The sequence below is a fragment of the Arthrobacter sp. 05T442 genome (genome assembly GCF_056395945.1).
The window spans coordinates 366,894-381,290 of record NZ_JBFTKM010000001.1; the positions used below are offsets into that span (position 1 = coordinate 366,894).

Sequence of the window (14,397 nt, forward strand, 5' to 3'; positions counted from 1 at the left end):
CCTTCCTCGGTCTGGTCCTCGGCCGGATTCTCGGCCTGGTTCACGGCCGCAGATATGGGCTGTGCCGGTCAGGCTCCCCTGGCATGTTCCCATTTTGCGGGCCGGGCGTATCGTATCCCCTATGGCGAGCGTCCTGGAAATGGTCGGCGTGGTGAAGCGGTTCGGGCCGGTGACAGCCCTGAACGGCTTGGATTTTTCCGTCGAGGCAGGCGAGGTCCATGGGTTCCTGGGGCCCAACGGTTCGGGCAAGTCCACAACGATCCGGCTGCTGTTGGGGATGCTCCGTTGCAACGCGGGCTCGATCCGGGTGCTGGGCAGGGATCCCTGGCGTGACGTCGCCACCGTGCATCGGCGGCTCGCTTACGTTCCCGGCGATGTCGCGCTGTGGCCCAACCTGACCGGCGGCGAGGTGATCGACCTCCTCGGACGGCTCCAGGGCGGACAGGACGCTGCCCGCCGCAGCCGTCTGCTGGACATCTTCGACTTGGACCCGACCAAGAAATCCCGTGCCTACTCCAAGGGCAACCGCCAGAAAGTGGCACTGATTGCAGCGCTGGCCACCGACGCCGAGCTCTTCCTGCTGGATGAGCCCACCAGCGGGTTGGACCCCCTGATGGAGGACGCGTTCCGCCGTTGCGTCCGGGACCTGCGGGACCAGGGCCGCACCGTGCTTCTGAGCAGCCACATCCTGAGCGAGGCGGAAGCCCTCTCGGACCGCGTCAGCATCATCCGCGAGGGCCGGGTGGTGGACACCGGCAGGCTCGAACAGCTGAGGCACCTGACCCGGACCTCGGTTACCGCCGACGTTGCGGCCGTGCCCCAGGGCTTGGATGCGCTGCCCGGGGTCCACGACGTCGTCATTGCCAACCACCGGGTCAGTGCCCAGGTCGAACCCTCCGGACTGGCCCCGCTGATGCGGGCGCTGACCGACGTCGGACTCCTCGCGCTGACCAGCCAGCCGCCGACGCTCGAGGACCTTTTCCTGCGCCACTACGGACCCGCGGGCCGGTCACCGCACGCACCCCCGCCGGTGCCCGCGGCGCACGCGGGACAGTCCGACGATGCGTGAAACCCTGGCCGGAACCGGTGTCCTGATCCGGCTCGGCCTGCGGCGGGACCGCTGGCTGCTGCCAGCCTGGATCATCGGGTTCGCCGCGACCACCTACTCCACGGCCGTGGCCGGAGCGGAGCTGTACCCCGACGTCGGAAGCCGGGTCGAGGCGGCCACCGCCCTCAACGCCACCGCATCCCTGGTCGCGCTGTTCGGCCGGATCTACGACCCCGCGTCGCTCGGTGCCCTGTCCCTGATCAAGTACACCGCCTTCATGGCCGCCATCCTCGCGGTCCTCATGGTCGTCATCACCGTCCGGCACACCCGCAGCGATGAAGAATCGGGACGGTTGGAACTGCTCGGCGGCGGAAGGCTGGGGCGCGATGCCCCGCTCGCCGCGGCCCTCGTGATCAGCTGGGGTGCCAGCCTGGTGCTCGGGCTGGTGACCGCCGTGTCCCTGGCCGCGGGCGGGCTTCCGGCCGCCGGGTCCCTCGCGTTCGGGCTGGGCTGGGCGTTCACCGGGATGGCGTTCAGCGCGGTCGCCGGGGTGGCGGCACAGCTGACCTCCAGCGCCCGGGCCGCGACCGGACTCAGCGTCGGGGTCGTCGCCGTGACCTATGCGCTCCGGGCTGTGGGCGACCTCGCCGAACCCGGACCGTCCGCGTTGTCCTGGCTGTCACCGATCGGCTGGAACCAGCAGATCCGTGCCTTCGCCGGGGACCGCTGGTGGGTGTTGGCCCTGCCGCTGGCGCTCTGCGTGGCCCTCGTGCCGGTAGCCCTTGCGCTCCGGGCACGGCGCGACCTCGGCTCTGGCCTGCGCGAGGAACGCCCTGGCCCGGCCCGGGGCTCGCTCAACGGTGTCCGGGACCTGGCCGTCCGGCTGCAGTTCCGCGTCCTGCTGTCCTGGTCCGTGGCGTTCGTCGTGTTCGGGGTGGTGATCGGTTCGCTGGTCAGCAACGTCGCGGATCTGCTGAGTTCCGCCAACGCCCAGGACCTGGTCAAGACGCTGGGCGGCAGCCAGGCGATGACCGACGCGTTCATGACCGCTGAAGTCGGCATCATGGGCCTCCTTGCCTCGGCCTACGGACTGTCCGCCACCGCCCGCCTGCGCGAAGAAGAAACAGCGGGCCATGTCGAGGCGCTGCTGGGTACCGCCACCACCCGGACACGCTGGGCCACGAGCCACTTCGCGATGGCCGTGGCCGGAGTCGCGCTGCTGATGCTGCTCGCTGGTGTGTCGGTCGGCGCCGGCGCCGCGGTAGCCCTGGCGGATGGCAGCCAGTTCGGGCGGGTCACGCTGGCCGCCGTCGCCCAGATCCCTGCGGCCTGGGTCCTGGCCGCGGCTGTGCTGGCCGTGTTCGGCTGGGCACCGCGGCTCACCGGCGCGGTCTGGGGACTGCTGCTCGCCTTCGTGGCACTGGGGGAGTTCGGCGTGCTGTGGAACGCGCCCGAGTGGCTGATGGACCTCTCCCCGTTCCGCCACTCACCGCTGCTTCCCGTGGATTCCAGCGCCGTCGGCCCGCTGCTGGGCCTCACTGCGGCCGCGGCGGCGCTCGCCGCACTGGGCTATGCCGGCTGGCGCCACCGGGACCTGGCCGCATGAGCGGGGCGGACAGCTCCGGGAGTACTACGGGCTCAAACCGGGATTCCAGGGTTGATACGTTCATCGCAGCCCTGCCGGGCTGGCAGCAGGACATCTGCCGCCACGTCCGAGAGCTGGTGCACGCCGCGGACCCGGCGGTCGCTGAAACGATCAAACGCACCACGCAGCCCTACTTTGTGCTGGACGGCAACATTTGCGCCCTCCTGGCCGCCAAGGACCACGTGAACGTCTTCCTGTACGACGGCGGTATCGTTCCGGATCCGGAGGGCATCATCACCGCCGGGCACGACAACAAGACCGCCCGCACCGTCGCCTTCCGGCAGGGCGAGGCCATCAACGCGCCGGCCCTGACGGAGATATTCCGGCAAATCATCGCGAACAACCGCGCGGGGGGCTGGCGGAAGCTCAAGGACGGCGGTCCGGCGTCCCGCTGAGCGTACCGGAGGCGCCGGAGCCTGTCTGCCATGATGGCGGGATGGACATGACCGAAAAACCCTGGACGTCCGGGTCCGCCGCGGCCCTCGAACTTGTGCAACTTCCTCCCGCCGTGCTGAACGCGCTCGCCGACGGCGATCTGGACGCTGCGCGCGCCGTGACGGCCCTCGACCTGACGCCCTACCTTGCGGGCGCCGAATGCGTCGGCACCTGGCGGAGGCGCCGGGACCAGATTGCCCGGCGTCCCGCCGACGCGGCGTGGGTGACGCGGCTCGTGGTCGAGAAGGATGCCGGCCAGCTGGTGGGCCGGGCCGGCTTCCACGGGCCGCCAGACGGAGCCGGCATGGTCGAGATCGGCTATTCGATCGACCCCGTGCACCGCCGCCGGGGCCACGCCCGGGGTGCCCTCGTGATCCTCCTGGCGACGGCGAAGCGTCACCCGGGCGTCGCCGTCGTCCGGGCCACGGTGCGTCCGGACAATCTCCCCTCCCGGCAGCTGTTGGACCAGTACGGGTTCCGCGAAGTGGGGGAGCAGTGGGACGACGAGGACGGTCTGGAGACGATTCTCGAAGTGCCGGCGAAGGGTTTGGCGGCGATTGAAGCTGGCCGCGACGCCCGCTAGAGTCTGCGGATGACTCAGATGAGCACCACTTTGACGGGCACTGTCCGGATCCGGGTGCTGCGCAGATCCGACGCAGAGCGACTGAGCGCCGCCTACCGGCGGAACCGGGAGCACCTGGCACCTTGGGAGCCTGTGCGGGCCGAAGAGTTTTTTACTGCCGCGGGGCAGGCCGCCAGCATCGACGCGAAACTCGCTTTGTTCATCTCCGGTTCGGACGTCCCATGGGTCCTGTTGGACGGTGATGTGGCCATCGGCGTCATGAACGTGAGCGGCATTGTCCGCGGACCGTTCCTCAGCGGTCACCTCGGATACTGGGTGGACAAGGATGTCACGGGCCGCGGAATCGGTTCGGCCGCGGTCGAGTTCGCTGTGGAGGCCGCACGCGACGAGCTCGGGCTGCACCGGCTACAGGCCGCGACCCTCCCGCACAACGCAGCCTCCCAGAAGATCCTGAAGCGGGCCGGGTTCGAGGAGATCGGGCCGGCCCGCGACTACCTCAGGATCGCCGGGTCGTGGCAGGACCACATCCTGTACCAGCGCATCCTGTCCTGACGCACGTAGATGCCCTCGAGCTCCAGAGGGCGGGGGCGGTCGTCGTCGCGCCCGGCTCCCGCGGATGCCCAGCCGACGATGTCCGTGCCGTCACAGGCCACCCATACATCCGGCGCTGCCGCGTCGAGGAGTTCCCGCCATTTCGTCTCCCTGGGACCTTGTTCAAGTCCTGCCAGGGTCTCCGCCGGCAGCAGGCGGGCGTAGCATTCCCGCCAGGCCAGGCCTGGACGTGGACGTGGGCGATGCCGGCGGCGTCGTCGACGACGGCCCGGACTGCGAGGTGTTGCGTCACCCGGCGAGGCTACTACGGCACGACAACGGCCATTGCCAGCCGCGCCGATCCGGGTACCTTGATAGCCATGAGCATCTTCCTCGTAGGCGGCGGCCCTGACACCGTGACCACGCCCGTGATCTTCGACCGGTTCACGGAAGAGGCCCGTGCGCAGGCCGCGGCAGGCGGGAGTGAAATTCCGCGGATTGCCGTGGTGCTGGTGGACCACGAAGGCAGCTCGGCGTACTTCCTGCCGGCCTACCTGCAGCCGATCGAAGCCAGGACCGCGTGTGAGGTAAACGTCGTGCTGCTCCGGCCCGGCGGTGCGGCAGATCCGGCAGTGTTCAACGGAGTTGACGCGATCGTCGTCGGGGGCGGCCCCACCCCAGTCTACCTCACCGGTTTGGCGGACTCCGCGGAAGCCATCAGGGGGGCCGTCGCGGCCGGCGCGCCGTATCTTGGTTTCTCCGCAGGGGCCATGATCGCGCCGCAGCGGGCCATTATCGGCGGCTACCGGGTCGGCGGCGTGGAGGTCTGCGCCGAGGAATGCTCGGAAGGCCTCGATGAACTGGACGTCCGCGACGGCCTGGGCCTGGTGCCCTACGCCGTCGACGTGCACGCCGCCCAGGCGGGCACCCTCAGCCGGGCCGCGGCCGCCGTGGTCCGCGGTCTCGTGGACAAAGCCGCGGCCGTGGACGAGAACACCGCGCTGGTGCTGCCCCACGCGGATCCGCACGAGCAGCGCGTCATCGGCACGGGCAACTGCTGGATGATCCGCGGTCCCGGGCACAAAGCCACTCTCTCGATGCTGCCTGCCGTCTGACCCGGCCGTCTGACCCTGCCGTCTGACCCGGCCGTCTGACCCTGCCGGGTGACCCGGCACGGCCGGTGTCCGGCATCACCGGAGAAGGCGCCGGAAGAGGCACCCCTTGGCGACGTAGTTACTGGCAAGTAACATTGTGCGCATGCATCTGCTGCTGCGCACCCTCATCCTGCTGTTCACGTCCTCCCGGCGCCCGCCGCTGAGCATCTGGGACACGTCGTCCTTGCCGCTCCGGGTCCTGCCGACCGATATCGACATCGCGCTGCATGTCAACAACGGCATGTATTTCTCGCTGATGGACCTGGGCCGGTTCGACCTCATGGCCCGCAGCGGAGTGTGGAAGAAGATGCGCCGCCGCGGTTGGAGCCCGGTGGCCGCGGGGGAGACCATCGCCTTCCGCCGTTCCCTGCAGCTGTGGCAGCAGTACACGATCGAATCCAGGATCATCGGACTTGATGCGAAGGCCATCTACTTCGAGCAGCGCATGGTGGTCGACGGCGAGATCTACGCCCGCGCCCACATCGCCACGCGACTGGTGTGCAAGGGGAAGCCGGTCAGCCAAGAGGAGATCATCCGCGAATTCGGCGCCCCGCCGGCGCATCTGGAATTGCCCGGGTGGATCCACGAATGGCGCGAAGCCAACGCGCTGCCCGGCGCCCGCCGTCCCGCGCCGCACGTCTGGGCCTGAGTCCGGGCCCGGGGATGGCGCGTCCGGCCGGGTGAGCCATCAGCGAAATGCGGGGGACATCCCGGACGGCCTCGCGTACCGTTGACTCATGGCAACCGTAGACATTACAGGTGAACAGTTCGCAGCTACCGTCGAGGACAACGACATCGTCCTCGTCGATTTTTGGGCCGAATGGTGTGGCCCGTGCAAGCAGTTCGGACCCACATACTCAGCCGTTTCCGAGAAGCACCCGGACGTGGTGTTCTCCAAGGTGGACACCGAGGCAGAGCAGCAGCTCGCCGCGGAGGCAGGCATCACGTCCATCCCGACGCTGATGGCCTTCCGCGAAAAGGTGCTGGTGTTTTCCCAGCCGGGCGCGCTGAACGCCCAGCAGCTCGAACAAGTGGTTGACGCCGTCAAGGCCCTGGACATGGACGAGGTCCACGCGCATGTGGCGCGCTCGCAGGCTGAGGCTGCCGCCGCGGCGGGCACGCAGGACGGATCGCAGATCCCGGAGGCCTAAGCCGCTTTTCCGGACGGCTTCACAACTTCCGGACGGCTCCACAAACAACGCGGGGTCCCTTCGCGCCCAGGATCTTCGGATCAATCGGCGCGAAGTGACCCCGCGTTGTTCGGTCGGGGAGCTGCTAGGGCTTCTCGAGTTTGACGGGTTCGGCCAGCAGCGCGCTCAGGGACTCATTGAGATCCTGGACCGCCGTGCCCTTGGAGTGCTTGTCCAGCTCCTCCTGCGAGGCCCACTGCTCGGTCAGCACCAGCTTGTCCTCGGTGGCTTCGGTGAGTTCGTACCGGATGCAGCCGGGCTCGTTGACCACCTCGTCGATGGCGATTTCCAGGGCGAGCTTCACGCGGAAGAATTCGCCCTCGTTGGGGATGAAGGTGGCCAGCAAGTCAATGGGTGCGCTCATGGGTTTCACCCTACCGGGCAGCGGCCTCGGTTTCCTGAAGATTTCATAGGACTTCCTACCTTTGGTCTTCTTTTGCCGCCGCTCTGTTGGTAGCGTCACAGAATGCTTGCTTACACAGCCGGGGACACTGACGTCCCGCTGCTCGAGGAAACCATCGGCGAGAACTTCGAGCGCGTCGTGGCCCGGTTCCCGTTCCACGACGCCCTGATCGAGGCTGCGGCGGTCCCGGGAGAAGAGGCCCGGCGATGGAGTTACACCAAGTTGAACGACGACGTCGACCGCCTCGCCCGTGCGCTGCTCGCACTGGGCGTCGCCAAGGGCGAACGGATCGGCGTCTGGAGTCCGAACTGCGCCGAGTGGACGATCCTGCAATATGCGACGGCGAAGATCGGTGCGATCCTGGTCAACGTCAACCCCGCGTACCGCAGCCACGAGCTGGAGTTCGTGGTCAAGCAGAATGGCATGCGGATGCTGGTTTGTGCGCCGTCGGAGAAGAACAGCGACTACACGGGGATGGCCCGGCAGGCGTTGGCGGCATGCCCGGAACTGCGCGAGCTGATCTTCCTCCCGGATGCCGGCGCCGAAGGGCTCAGCGCCGGCGACCCTGAAAATGAGGCGGAGCGGACGTACGCCGAGCTGCTCAAGCGGGCCGACGACGTCGGGCATCCGGCGCTGAAGGCCCGCATGGCCGAACTGGACCCGCACGACGCGATCAACCTGCAGTACACCTCCGGTACCACGGGCTTCCCCAAGGGCGCCACCCTCACGCACCACAACATCCTCAACAACGGCTACTCGATCGGCGAGCAGCTCGGCTACACCGAGCACGACCGGGTGGTGATCCCGGTGCCGTTCTACCACTGCTTCGGCATGGTGATCGGGAACCTCAACGCCCTCAGCCACGGTGCCGCCACCATCATTCCGGGCCGGGGATTCACTCCTGCCGCGGCCCTGGAAGCTGTACAGGATTTCGGCGGGACCTCCCTGTACGGAGTGCCGACCATGTTTATTGCCGAGCTCGCCCTGCCGGATTTCGCCTCCTACGACCTCTCGACGCTGCGTACCGGCGTCATGGCCGGCTCGCTGTGCCCCATCGAGGTGATGAACAGGGTCATCTCGGAGATGAATATGACGGACGTGGCCATCTGCTACGGGATGACGGAAACCTCACCGGTATCCACAATGACCCGCAGCGTCGACACCATGGCCCAGCGCACCGAAACCGTGGGCCAGACCATGCCGAATTTGGAGAGCCGGATTGTGGACCCGGTGACGGGAGAAGTGTTGGAGCGCGGCGGGATCGGCGAGCTCTGCACGCGCGGCTACGCCGTGATGCGGGGGTACTGGAACCAGCCGGACAAGACGGCCGAGGCGATCGACGCCGACGGCTGGATGCATACCGGGGACCTGGCCCGCATGGACGATGGCGGGTACATCGTGATCGAGGGCCGGATCAAGGACATGGTGATCCGCGGCGGCGAGAACGTCTATCCGCGCGAAATCGAGGAATTCCTCTACACCCATCCGGATATCCAGGACGTGCAGGTGATCGGCGTCCCGGACGAACGCTACGGCGAGGAGCTCATGGCCTGCGTGATCCTCAAGCCCGGCGCGGAACCCTTGGATGCCGCGCGCCTGGCGGAGTTCTGCCGGGGGAAGCTGGCGCACTACAAGATCCCGCGCTACGTGGATGTGCGCGAAAGCTTCCCGATGACAGTCTCCGGCAAGATCCGCAAGGTGGACATGCGCCAGGAAGCCGTGACCCGGCTGGGCCTCTAGACCTTGCCCGGCCGGGGGCCGGGTCTTGTTTCGCGGCGGGATGGTTCTTCCGGGGGCACTTTGGTTGCAATGTTCGACGCCGGCGCCCTGGTTGGCGGTGCGTCCGCGTCAAAGAGCCCCCGGAGCGCGGCCAGCCCCGACGGTTTCGGGCGGTCAGTGGCCTCGGTGGTCCTGGATGGTCATGCGCGGACCGAAAGTCGGTTTGCGGAAACCGCTGAGCCCCAGCATGCGGACCACGCGCTGCCGGTGGCCGGCCCATGGCGCCAGCAGCCGCAGCATGCCCGCGTCATCCGTGCGCCGCCCGGTCAAGGCCGCACCCACGTACGCCGCCAGATGGTAGTCGCCCACCGCAATCGAATCCGGACAGCCGTGCGTCCGCTGCACCACCTCGGCTGCCGTCCAGACGCCGATCCCGGGGATGGCCTGCATCTTCGTGGCGGCCTCCACGGCAGGCAGGGCGGCGAGCCGTTCAAGGGCGACGGCGGAGCGCAGCGCGCGCATGATGGTCGCCGAGCGCTGGGGCCCCACCCCGGCCTTGTGCCATTCCCAGGACGGGATCCGCAGCCATTGCTCGGGCGTGGGCTGGATGACCAGGTTGGCGGGGGCGGCCGTGCCCGCGCCGGGCGCCGCCGTCCCGAAGCGGTACATCAGGTAGCGGTAGCCGCGCCGTGCCTCGATGACGGTGACTTTCTGTTCCAGGATGGTCGGCACGAGCGAGTCGATCATGCGGCCGGTGGCCGGCAGGCGGACGGTGAGGTTCCGGCGCCGGGCGTCAACCACGATGCGGGGGAGCGTGGCCTGGAACGCCGGCTCGTCGAAGGCTGACCAGTCGTCGTCGCGGCCGAGCAGCCGGGGGACGGAGTCCATGGCGTCGTCGGCGCCCGGACCCCAGCCCTGGGCGTCGATGAACGGCGCGGAGTCCGGGCCGCCGGCCGTAAGGCGCAGGGTGGCCGGGCCGGCCGGGGTCGTGAAGGCCAGCCAGACACCGTCCGGGGCAACGCGGATCGCAGGGTCGCCGTGGCCCCTGCGGAGCGTCCCGAGCGTCTGCATGAGGTCGAACGGTCCGTCCGGGTGCCACCGCAACGAGGCGTCCGCCGAGGCGGCCAAGCCGGCGGGGACGTCTGCGATGGTCATTCGACCATGTTCCCATGTGCGCCGGGCAGCGGCGGAAACGGGCCGCAGGATGCGGCCACAGAACCGCGTGCCAATCTGCACTCCCCCGCCGGGGGTCCGAAGACTAGAATCCGGTTGTGGCGCGGACCGCCCGTGCCTGCTTTTTGAGGCCGTGGGATTGTCAGGTGGTTGCGATGGCTGGTGGAGTTGTGCATTTTGAGATTCCCGCGGACGACGAGAACCGTGCGCGGGAGTTCTACCGCTCGGCGTTCGGATGGGGTTTCCAGGTCATGCCTGAGATGGAATATAGCCTCGCCATGACCACTCCGGTGGACGAACACGGCCGGCCTGCCACCACCGGATCCATCAATGGCGGCCTGTACCGGCGCAGCGGCGAGCTGACCGCTCCCGTGGTCACGGTCGACGTCGAGGACATCGATGCGGCGCTGGCCAGGATCGGCGCCCTTGGCGGCTCCGTTCTCCGGGAAAAGATGGAAGTCCCCGGGATGGGATGGAACGCGTACTTCAAGGACACGGAGGGAAACGTGGTCGGCCTGTGGCAGAACGCCGTGCCAGAGGGCGGCGGCGCAGGAGCGAACGACATCGGCGCTTGAATTGCGGCCTGAATTGCGGCGCCCGGAGTCAGTGCCTGCCCGTCACCAGCCACAGCGCCACGACGGCGAGCGGGACCGTGAGGACGACGGCGGAGAGGCCGGCCAGCGCGAAGCCACCCCAGCGGATCTCCACGTTCAGCGTGCGGAGCCGTTCGTGCCACAGCAAGGTGGCCAGGGACGCCCACGGGGTCACCAGCGGGCCAAGGTTGACCCCGATCAGGAGGGCCGCCAGCCGCGCCGGCGATCCGCCCACAGGCTCCAGCGCCAGGTAGGCCGGCAGGTTGTTGACCACGTTGGAGGCCCCTGCGCCCAGCCCGGCAAGCTGCAGCAACGCCGGCAGGCTTTCCCCCGAGCCGGCGATACCGGAGAGGAACCGCGTCAGCCCGTTGGCATGTAGAGCCTCCACCACCATGAATAACCCCGAGGTCAGCATGAGCGGCCGCCACGGGATCATGGACCAGCGCAATGACTCGCGGCGCCGCCAGAGGAACAACCCCAGAAGGACCGCCGCCGCGGCCAGGGCCGGGAACTGCACCGGCACGCCGGACACAAGAGCCGGCAGCAGCACCGCCATGACGCCGGCCGCTGAAAACAGCAGCACCCGGTCCCGCACCTTGTGGACAGGCTGCGGCCCATACCCGCCGCGGAGGTCTTTCCGGAACGCCAGCCAGAGCAGCGCCAGCGGCACCAGGATGCCCACAAGTGCGGGCGCCCAGACCAGCCCCGCGAAGGCGGCGGGGCTCAGTTTAAGTCGGTCCTGCGCGAGAAGGTTGGTCAGGTTGGAGACCGGCAGCAGCAGCGACGCCGTGTTGGCCAGCCAAATGGTGGTCAGCGCGAACGGCAGCGGCGGAATGCGGGCGTGGATTGCGAGCAGCACGACGACGGGAGTCACCAGCACCGCCGTCGTATCCAGCGACAAGAATACCGTGGAGACCGTGGCCAGGGCGATGACGAGCAGCCACAGCAGCAAAACCCGGCCGCGGCCCAGGGCGGCGAGGCGCTCCGTGACCACCCGGAAGAGCCCGGCGTCGTCCACCAGTTCTGTCACGAGGGACATGGCCACGACGAACGTCAGCACCGGCACCGTGCGGGCGGCCAGCTCCTGGAAGGCCCGGACCGGGAGCAGTCCGGACACCAGTGCGGCGACCCCGGCCAGCAGCATGCCCGCGGGCAACGCGTAGCTCCTGAGCCTCTTCAGCCAAGCCATACTCTTCACGGCCCAATCGTCGCACCTGCCGGGCCGCGGCGCCGCGCCGACGTGCCCGAGGCTGCGGAGACGGTAACTTTGTACCTATGAAGTACGCCCAGTCCGTTCTGGACCTCATCGGCAATACGCCGCTCGTCAAACTCAACCACGTGACCGACGGTATCGCCGCCACCGTCCTCGTGAAGCTGGAATACCTGAACCCCGGCGGTTCCATCAAGGACCGGATCGCGGCGAAGATGGTCGAGGAAGCCGAACGCACAGGCAAGCTCCTGCCCGGCGGAACCATTGTGGAGCCCACCTCCGGCAACACCGGAGTCGGCCTGGCCCTCGTGGCGCAGCAGAAGGGCTACCGCTGCATCTTCGTGGTCCCGGACAAAGTGGGCGAGGACAAGCGGGCCGTGCTTCAGGCGTACGGGGCCGAAGTGGTGGTCACCCCCACCGCCGTCCCGCCGGACAGCCCGCAAAGCTACTACGGAGTCTCGGACCGGCTCGTCACCGAAATCCCCGGGGCCTATAAGCCGGACCAGTTCTCCAACCCGGCCGCCCCGGCCAGCCACTATGAATCCACCGGCCCGGAGATCTGGAACGACACGGACGGCAAGATCACCCACTGCGTGATCGGCGCAGGTACCGGCGGCACCATCACCGGCACCGGGCGGTACCTCAAGGAAGTCTCCGCAGACCGGCCCGCAGCCGAGGGCGGTGTCGTCAAGATCATCGGCGCGGACCCCGCGGGGTCGGTCTACTCCGGCGGCACGGGCCGGCCGTACTTCGTCGAGGGCGTCGGCGAGGACATGTGGCCGGCCAACTATGACAAGTCCGTCCCGGACGACGTCATCGCCGTGAGCGACGCCGATTCCTTCACGATGACCCGGCGGCTGGCCCGCGAGGAAGGCCTGCTCGTGGGCGGGTCCTCCGGCATGGCCGTCGTCGCCGCGCTGCAGACCGCGCAGGACCTGCCGGCGGACGCCGTCGTCGTCGTCATCCTGCCGGACTCCGGCCGCGGCTACCTGGCCAAGATCTTCAACGACCAGTGGATGCGGTCCTACGGGTTCCTGGCCAGCGGGGATGAAGCCTCCGTGGGCGAGATCCTCAAGGCCAAGACCGGAGAACTGCCGGACCTGGTCCACATCCACCCCAACGAGAGCGTCCGCGACGTCATCAACATCATGAACGAGTACGGCGTCTCGCACATCCCGGTGCTCTCCCAGGAGCCTCCGGTGGTGATGGGCGAGGTCCTCGGCGCCGTGGATGAACGCACCCTGACCGCCAAGCTTTTCCGCGGCGAGGCCAAACTCTCCGATAAGATCTCCGAACACATGGAGGCGCGGCTGCCCGTGATCGGCTCACTTGAATCGATCTCGACGGCCCGCGAACTCCTCTCCGACGCCGACACCCTCATGGTGACGTTCGTCGGCGCCCCCGTGGGCATCCTGACCCGCCACGACCTCCTCGCCTACCTCAGCAACTGACCCGCCGGCCGGTTCCGCCCTCGCGGCGGTTCCGGCCACCGGCCGAAAGGATTCCACATGTCTTTGCCAGAAAAAACAGGTTTCAACACCCGCGCCGTCCATGCCGGCCAGGCCTTCGAACCGCGCACCGGTGCCGTGGTCCCGCCCGTGCACTTCTCCTCCACCTACGCCCAGGACGGGATCGGCGGCCTTCGTGCCGGCTATGAGTACGGCCGGGGCACCAACCCCACCCGTGACTCGCTGCAGGAACAGCTGGCCGCACTCGAAGGCGGGTCCGCCGCGTTCTCCTTCAGCTCCGGCCTCGCCGCCGAGGACTCCATGATCCGCGCCCTGACCCGGCCCGGCGACCACATCGTGCTCGGCAACGACGCCTACGGCGGAACCTACCGCCTGATCAGCCGCGTGCTGGGGGAGTGGGGCATCGGCAACACCCCGGTGGACATGTCCAACCTTGACGCCGTGGCCTCCGCCATCGCAGCCGGAGGCGCGTCCGGAGTCGCAGCCGGCGGCAAGACCCGCCTGGTGTGGGTGGAGACGCCGTCGAACCCGATGATGAAAATCACCGACATCGAGGCCCTCGCCAAGCTGGCGCACGACGCCGGAGCCCTCCTGGTCGTGGACAACACCTTCGCCTCGCCGTACCTGCAGAACCCGCTCGCGCTCGGCGCAGACGTCGTCGTGCACTCGACCACGAAGTACATCGGCGGGCACTCCGACGTCGTCGGCGGGGCGATCATCGTCAACGACGCCGAGCTGGCCGAGAAGATCGGCTTCGTGCAGTTCGCCGTGGGCGCCGTGTCCGGCCCGATGGACGCCTTCCTGACCACCCGTGGCCTGAAGACCCTCGGTGTCCGGATGGACCGCCACAGCGACAACGCCCAGGCCGTGGCCGAATGGCTGCTGCAGCGTCCCGAAGTCGAAGCCGTCCTGTACCCGGGCCTGCCCTCGCACCCCGGCCACGAGCTGGCCAAAAAGCAGATGAAGAAGTTCGGCGGGATGATCTCCGTGCAGTTCAAGGGCGGCGAGGCCGCTGCGCGCAAGGTGGCCGAATCGACCTCCGTGTTCACCCTGGCCGAGTCCCTGGGCGGCATCGAATCCCTGATGAACTACCCCTCGGAAATGACGCATGCCTCGGTCAAGGGCACAGAACTGGCCGTCCCGGTGAACCTGATCCGGCTCTCCTGCGGCATCGAGGACGTCGAGGACCTCATCGCCGACCTCGAGCACGCCCTCTCAACCCTCGAGACAGGCAACTAACAACC

The 14,397-nt window shown here is 68.4% G+C and carries 15 protein-coding genes; 12 read left to right on the top strand and 3 right to left on the bottom strand.

Annotated features, from left to right (window positions below; all coding sequences use genetic code 11):
• Positions 1 to 121 precede the first annotated feature (121 nt).
• The 8 genes from AC1DES_RS01710 to AC1DES_RS01745 all read left to right on the top strand — a co-directional run bounded on the left by AC1DES_RS01710 (position 122) and on the right by AC1DES_RS01745 (position 6,547).
• Positions 122 to 1,069: an ABC transporter ATP-binding protein gene (locus AC1DES_RS01710; protein ID WP_476893956.1), complete on the top strand. Its 948-nt coding sequence runs from the start codon at positions 122 to 124 to the stop codon at positions 1,067 to 1,069.
• On the top strand, positions 1,062 to 2,654 hold the full coding sequence (locus AC1DES_RS01715) for an ABC transporter permease (RefSeq protein ID WP_476893957.1): 1,593 nt from the start codon (positions 1,062 to 1,064) through the stop codon (positions 2,652 to 2,654). The genes AC1DES_RS01710 and AC1DES_RS01715 overlap by 8 nt, the downstream gene beginning before the upstream one ends.
• A complete protein-coding gene (locus AC1DES_RS01720; RefSeq protein ID WP_476893958.1) occupies positions 2,651 to 3,088 on the top strand; it encodes a DUF1801 domain-containing protein in 438 nt (145 codons plus the stop codon). Before AC1DES_RS01715 ends, AC1DES_RS01720 begins: the two co-directional genes overlap by 4 nt.
• 47 nt (positions 3,089 to 3,135) lie before the next feature.
• Positions 3,136 to 3,711, top strand: coding sequence for a GNAT family N-acetyltransferase (locus AC1DES_RS01725; protein ID WP_476893959.1), 576 nt, complete (start codon positions 3,136 to 3,138; stop codon positions 3,709 to 3,711).
• Positions 3,712 to 3,720: 9 nt separating this feature from the next.
• Positions 3,721 to 4,263: a GNAT family N-acetyltransferase gene (locus tag AC1DES_RS01730; RefSeq protein ID WP_476893960.1), complete on the top strand. Its 543-nt coding sequence runs from the start codon at positions 3,721 to 3,723 to the stop codon at positions 4,261 to 4,263.
• Positions 4,264 to 4,622: 359 nt separating this feature from the next.
• On the top strand, positions 4,623 to 5,357 hold the full coding sequence (locus AC1DES_RS01735; RefSeq protein ID WP_476893961.1) for a Type 1 glutamine amidotransferase-like domain-containing protein: 735 nt from the start codon (positions 4,623 to 4,625) through the stop codon (positions 5,355 to 5,357).
• A 142-nt stretch (positions 5,358 to 5,499) separates the two neighbouring features.
• Positions 5,500 to 6,045, top strand: coding sequence for an acyl-CoA thioesterase (locus AC1DES_RS01740; protein ID WP_476893962.1), 546 nt, complete (start codon positions 5,500 to 5,502; stop codon positions 6,043 to 6,045).
• 88 nt (positions 6,046 to 6,133) lie between these two features.
• On the top strand, positions 6,134 to 6,547 hold the full coding sequence (locus AC1DES_RS01745; protein WP_476893963.1) for a thioredoxin family protein: 414 nt from the start codon (positions 6,134 to 6,136) through the stop codon (positions 6,545 to 6,547).
• A gap of 124 nt (positions 6,548 to 6,671) precedes the next feature.
• On the opposite strand, the gene AC1DES_RS01750 is transcribed toward AC1DES_RS01745, so the two are convergent.
• A complete protein-coding gene (locus tag AC1DES_RS01750; RefSeq protein ID WP_476893964.1) occupies positions 6,672 to 6,950 on the bottom strand; it encodes a putative quinol monooxygenase in 279 nt (92 codons plus the stop codon).
• A gap of 102 nt (positions 6,951 to 7,052) precedes the next feature.
• On the opposite strand from AC1DES_RS01750, the gene AC1DES_RS01755 reads away from it, so the two are divergent.
• A complete protein-coding gene (locus AC1DES_RS01755; RefSeq protein WP_476893965.1) occupies positions 7,053 to 8,729 on the top strand; it encodes an AMP-binding protein in 1,677 nt (558 codons plus the stop codon).
• A 153-nt stretch (positions 8,730 to 8,882) separates the two neighbouring features.
• Here the strand turns inward: AC1DES_RS01755 and AC1DES_RS01760 are convergent, their stop codons facing one another.
• Positions 8,883 to 9,863: a DNA-3-methyladenine glycosylase family protein gene (locus tag AC1DES_RS01760; RefSeq protein WP_476893966.1), complete on the bottom strand. Its 981-nt coding sequence runs from the start codon at positions 9,861 to 9,863 to the stop codon at positions 8,883 to 8,885.
• A 173-nt stretch (positions 9,864 to 10,036) separates the two neighbouring features.
• Between AC1DES_RS01760 and AC1DES_RS01765 the strand changes: the two genes are divergently transcribed.
• Complete coding sequence (locus AC1DES_RS01765; protein WP_476893967.1) at positions 10,037 to 10,456, top strand: VOC family protein; 420 nt, start codon at positions 10,037 to 10,039, stop codon at positions 10,454 to 10,456.
• A gap of 28 nt (positions 10,457 to 10,484) precedes the next feature.
• Here the strand turns inward: AC1DES_RS01765 and AC1DES_RS01770 are convergent, their stop codons facing one another.
• Entirely contained in the window at positions 10,485 to 11,663 is a 1,179-nt protein-coding gene (locus AC1DES_RS01770) for an ArsB/NhaD family transporter (RefSeq protein ID WP_476894215.1), read from the bottom strand.
• An 86-nt stretch (positions 11,664 to 11,749) separates the two neighbouring features.
• Between AC1DES_RS01770 and AC1DES_RS01775 the strand changes: the two genes are divergently transcribed.
• Both AC1DES_RS01775 and AC1DES_RS01780 read left to right on the top strand, forming a co-directional pair.
• Positions 11,750 to 13,135 carry a cystathionine beta-synthase gene (locus AC1DES_RS01775; protein WP_476893968.1) on the top strand — a complete coding sequence of 462 codons (1,386 nt, stop codon included), beginning with the start codon at positions 11,750 to 11,752 and terminating at the stop codon, positions 13,133 to 13,135.
• A 57-nt stretch (positions 13,136 to 13,192) separates the two neighbouring features.
• Positions 13,193 to 14,392, top strand: coding sequence for a cystathionine gamma-synthase (locus tag AC1DES_RS01780; protein WP_476893969.1), 1,200 nt, complete (start codon positions 13,193 to 13,195; stop codon positions 14,390 to 14,392).
• Positions 14,393 to 14,397 lie beyond the last annotated feature (5 nt).

Excerpts from the sequence above, each read along its gene's own strand:
- AC1DES_RS01710 (WP_476893956.1), top strand. The coding sequence starts at position 122 with ATGGCGAGCGTCCTGGAAATGGTCGGCGTGGTGAAGCGGTTCGGGCCG.
- AC1DES_RS01715 (WP_476893957.1), top strand. The coding sequence starts at position 1,062 with ATGCGTGAAACCCTGGCCGGAACCGGTGTCCTGATCCGGCTCGGCCTG.
- AC1DES_RS01720 (WP_476893958.1), top strand. The coding sequence starts at position 2,651 with ATGAGCGGGGCGGACAGCTCCGGGAGTACTACGGGCTCAAACCGGGAT.
- AC1DES_RS01725 (WP_476893959.1), top strand. The coding sequence starts at position 3,136 with ATGACCGAAAAACCCTGGACGTCCGGGTCCGCCGCGGCCCTCGAACTT.
- AC1DES_RS01730 (WP_476893960.1), top strand. The coding sequence starts at position 3,721 with ATGACTCAGATGAGCACCACTTTGACGGGCACTGTCCGGATCCGGGTG.
- AC1DES_RS01735 (WP_476893961.1), top strand. The coding sequence starts at position 4,623 with ATGAGCATCTTCCTCGTAGGCGGCGGCCCTGACACCGTGACCACGCCC.
- AC1DES_RS01740 (WP_476893962.1), top strand. The coding sequence starts at position 5,500 with ATGCATCTGCTGCTGCGCACCCTCATCCTGCTGTTCACGTCCTCCCGG.
- AC1DES_RS01745 (WP_476893963.1), top strand. The coding sequence starts at position 6,134 with ATGGCAACCGTAGACATTACAGGTGAACAGTTCGCAGCTACCGTCGAG.
- AC1DES_RS01750 (WP_476893964.1), bottom strand. The coding sequence starts at position 6,950 with ATGAGCGCACCCATTGACTTGCTGGCCACCTTCATCCCCAACGAGGGC.
- AC1DES_RS01755 (WP_476893965.1), top strand. The coding sequence starts at position 7,053 with ATGCTTGCTTACACAGCCGGGGACACTGACGTCCCGCTGCTCGAGGAA.
- AC1DES_RS01760 (WP_476893966.1), bottom strand. The coding sequence starts at position 9,863 with ATGACCATCGCAGACGTCCCCGCCGGCTTGGCCGCCTCGGCGGACGCC.
- AC1DES_RS01765 (WP_476893967.1), top strand. The coding sequence starts at position 10,037 with ATGGCTGGTGGAGTTGTGCATTTTGAGATTCCCGCGGACGACGAGAAC.
- AC1DES_RS01770 (WP_476894215.1), bottom strand. The coding sequence starts at position 11,663 with ATGGCTTGGCTGAAGAGGCTCAGGAGCTACGCGTTGCCCGCGGGCATG.
- AC1DES_RS01775 (WP_476893968.1), top strand. The coding sequence starts at position 11,750 with ATGAAGTACGCCCAGTCCGTTCTGGACCTCATCGGCAATACGCCGCTC.
- AC1DES_RS01780 (WP_476893969.1), top strand. The coding sequence starts at position 13,193 with ATGTCTTTGCCAGAAAAAACAGGTTTCAACACCCGCGCCGTCCATGCC.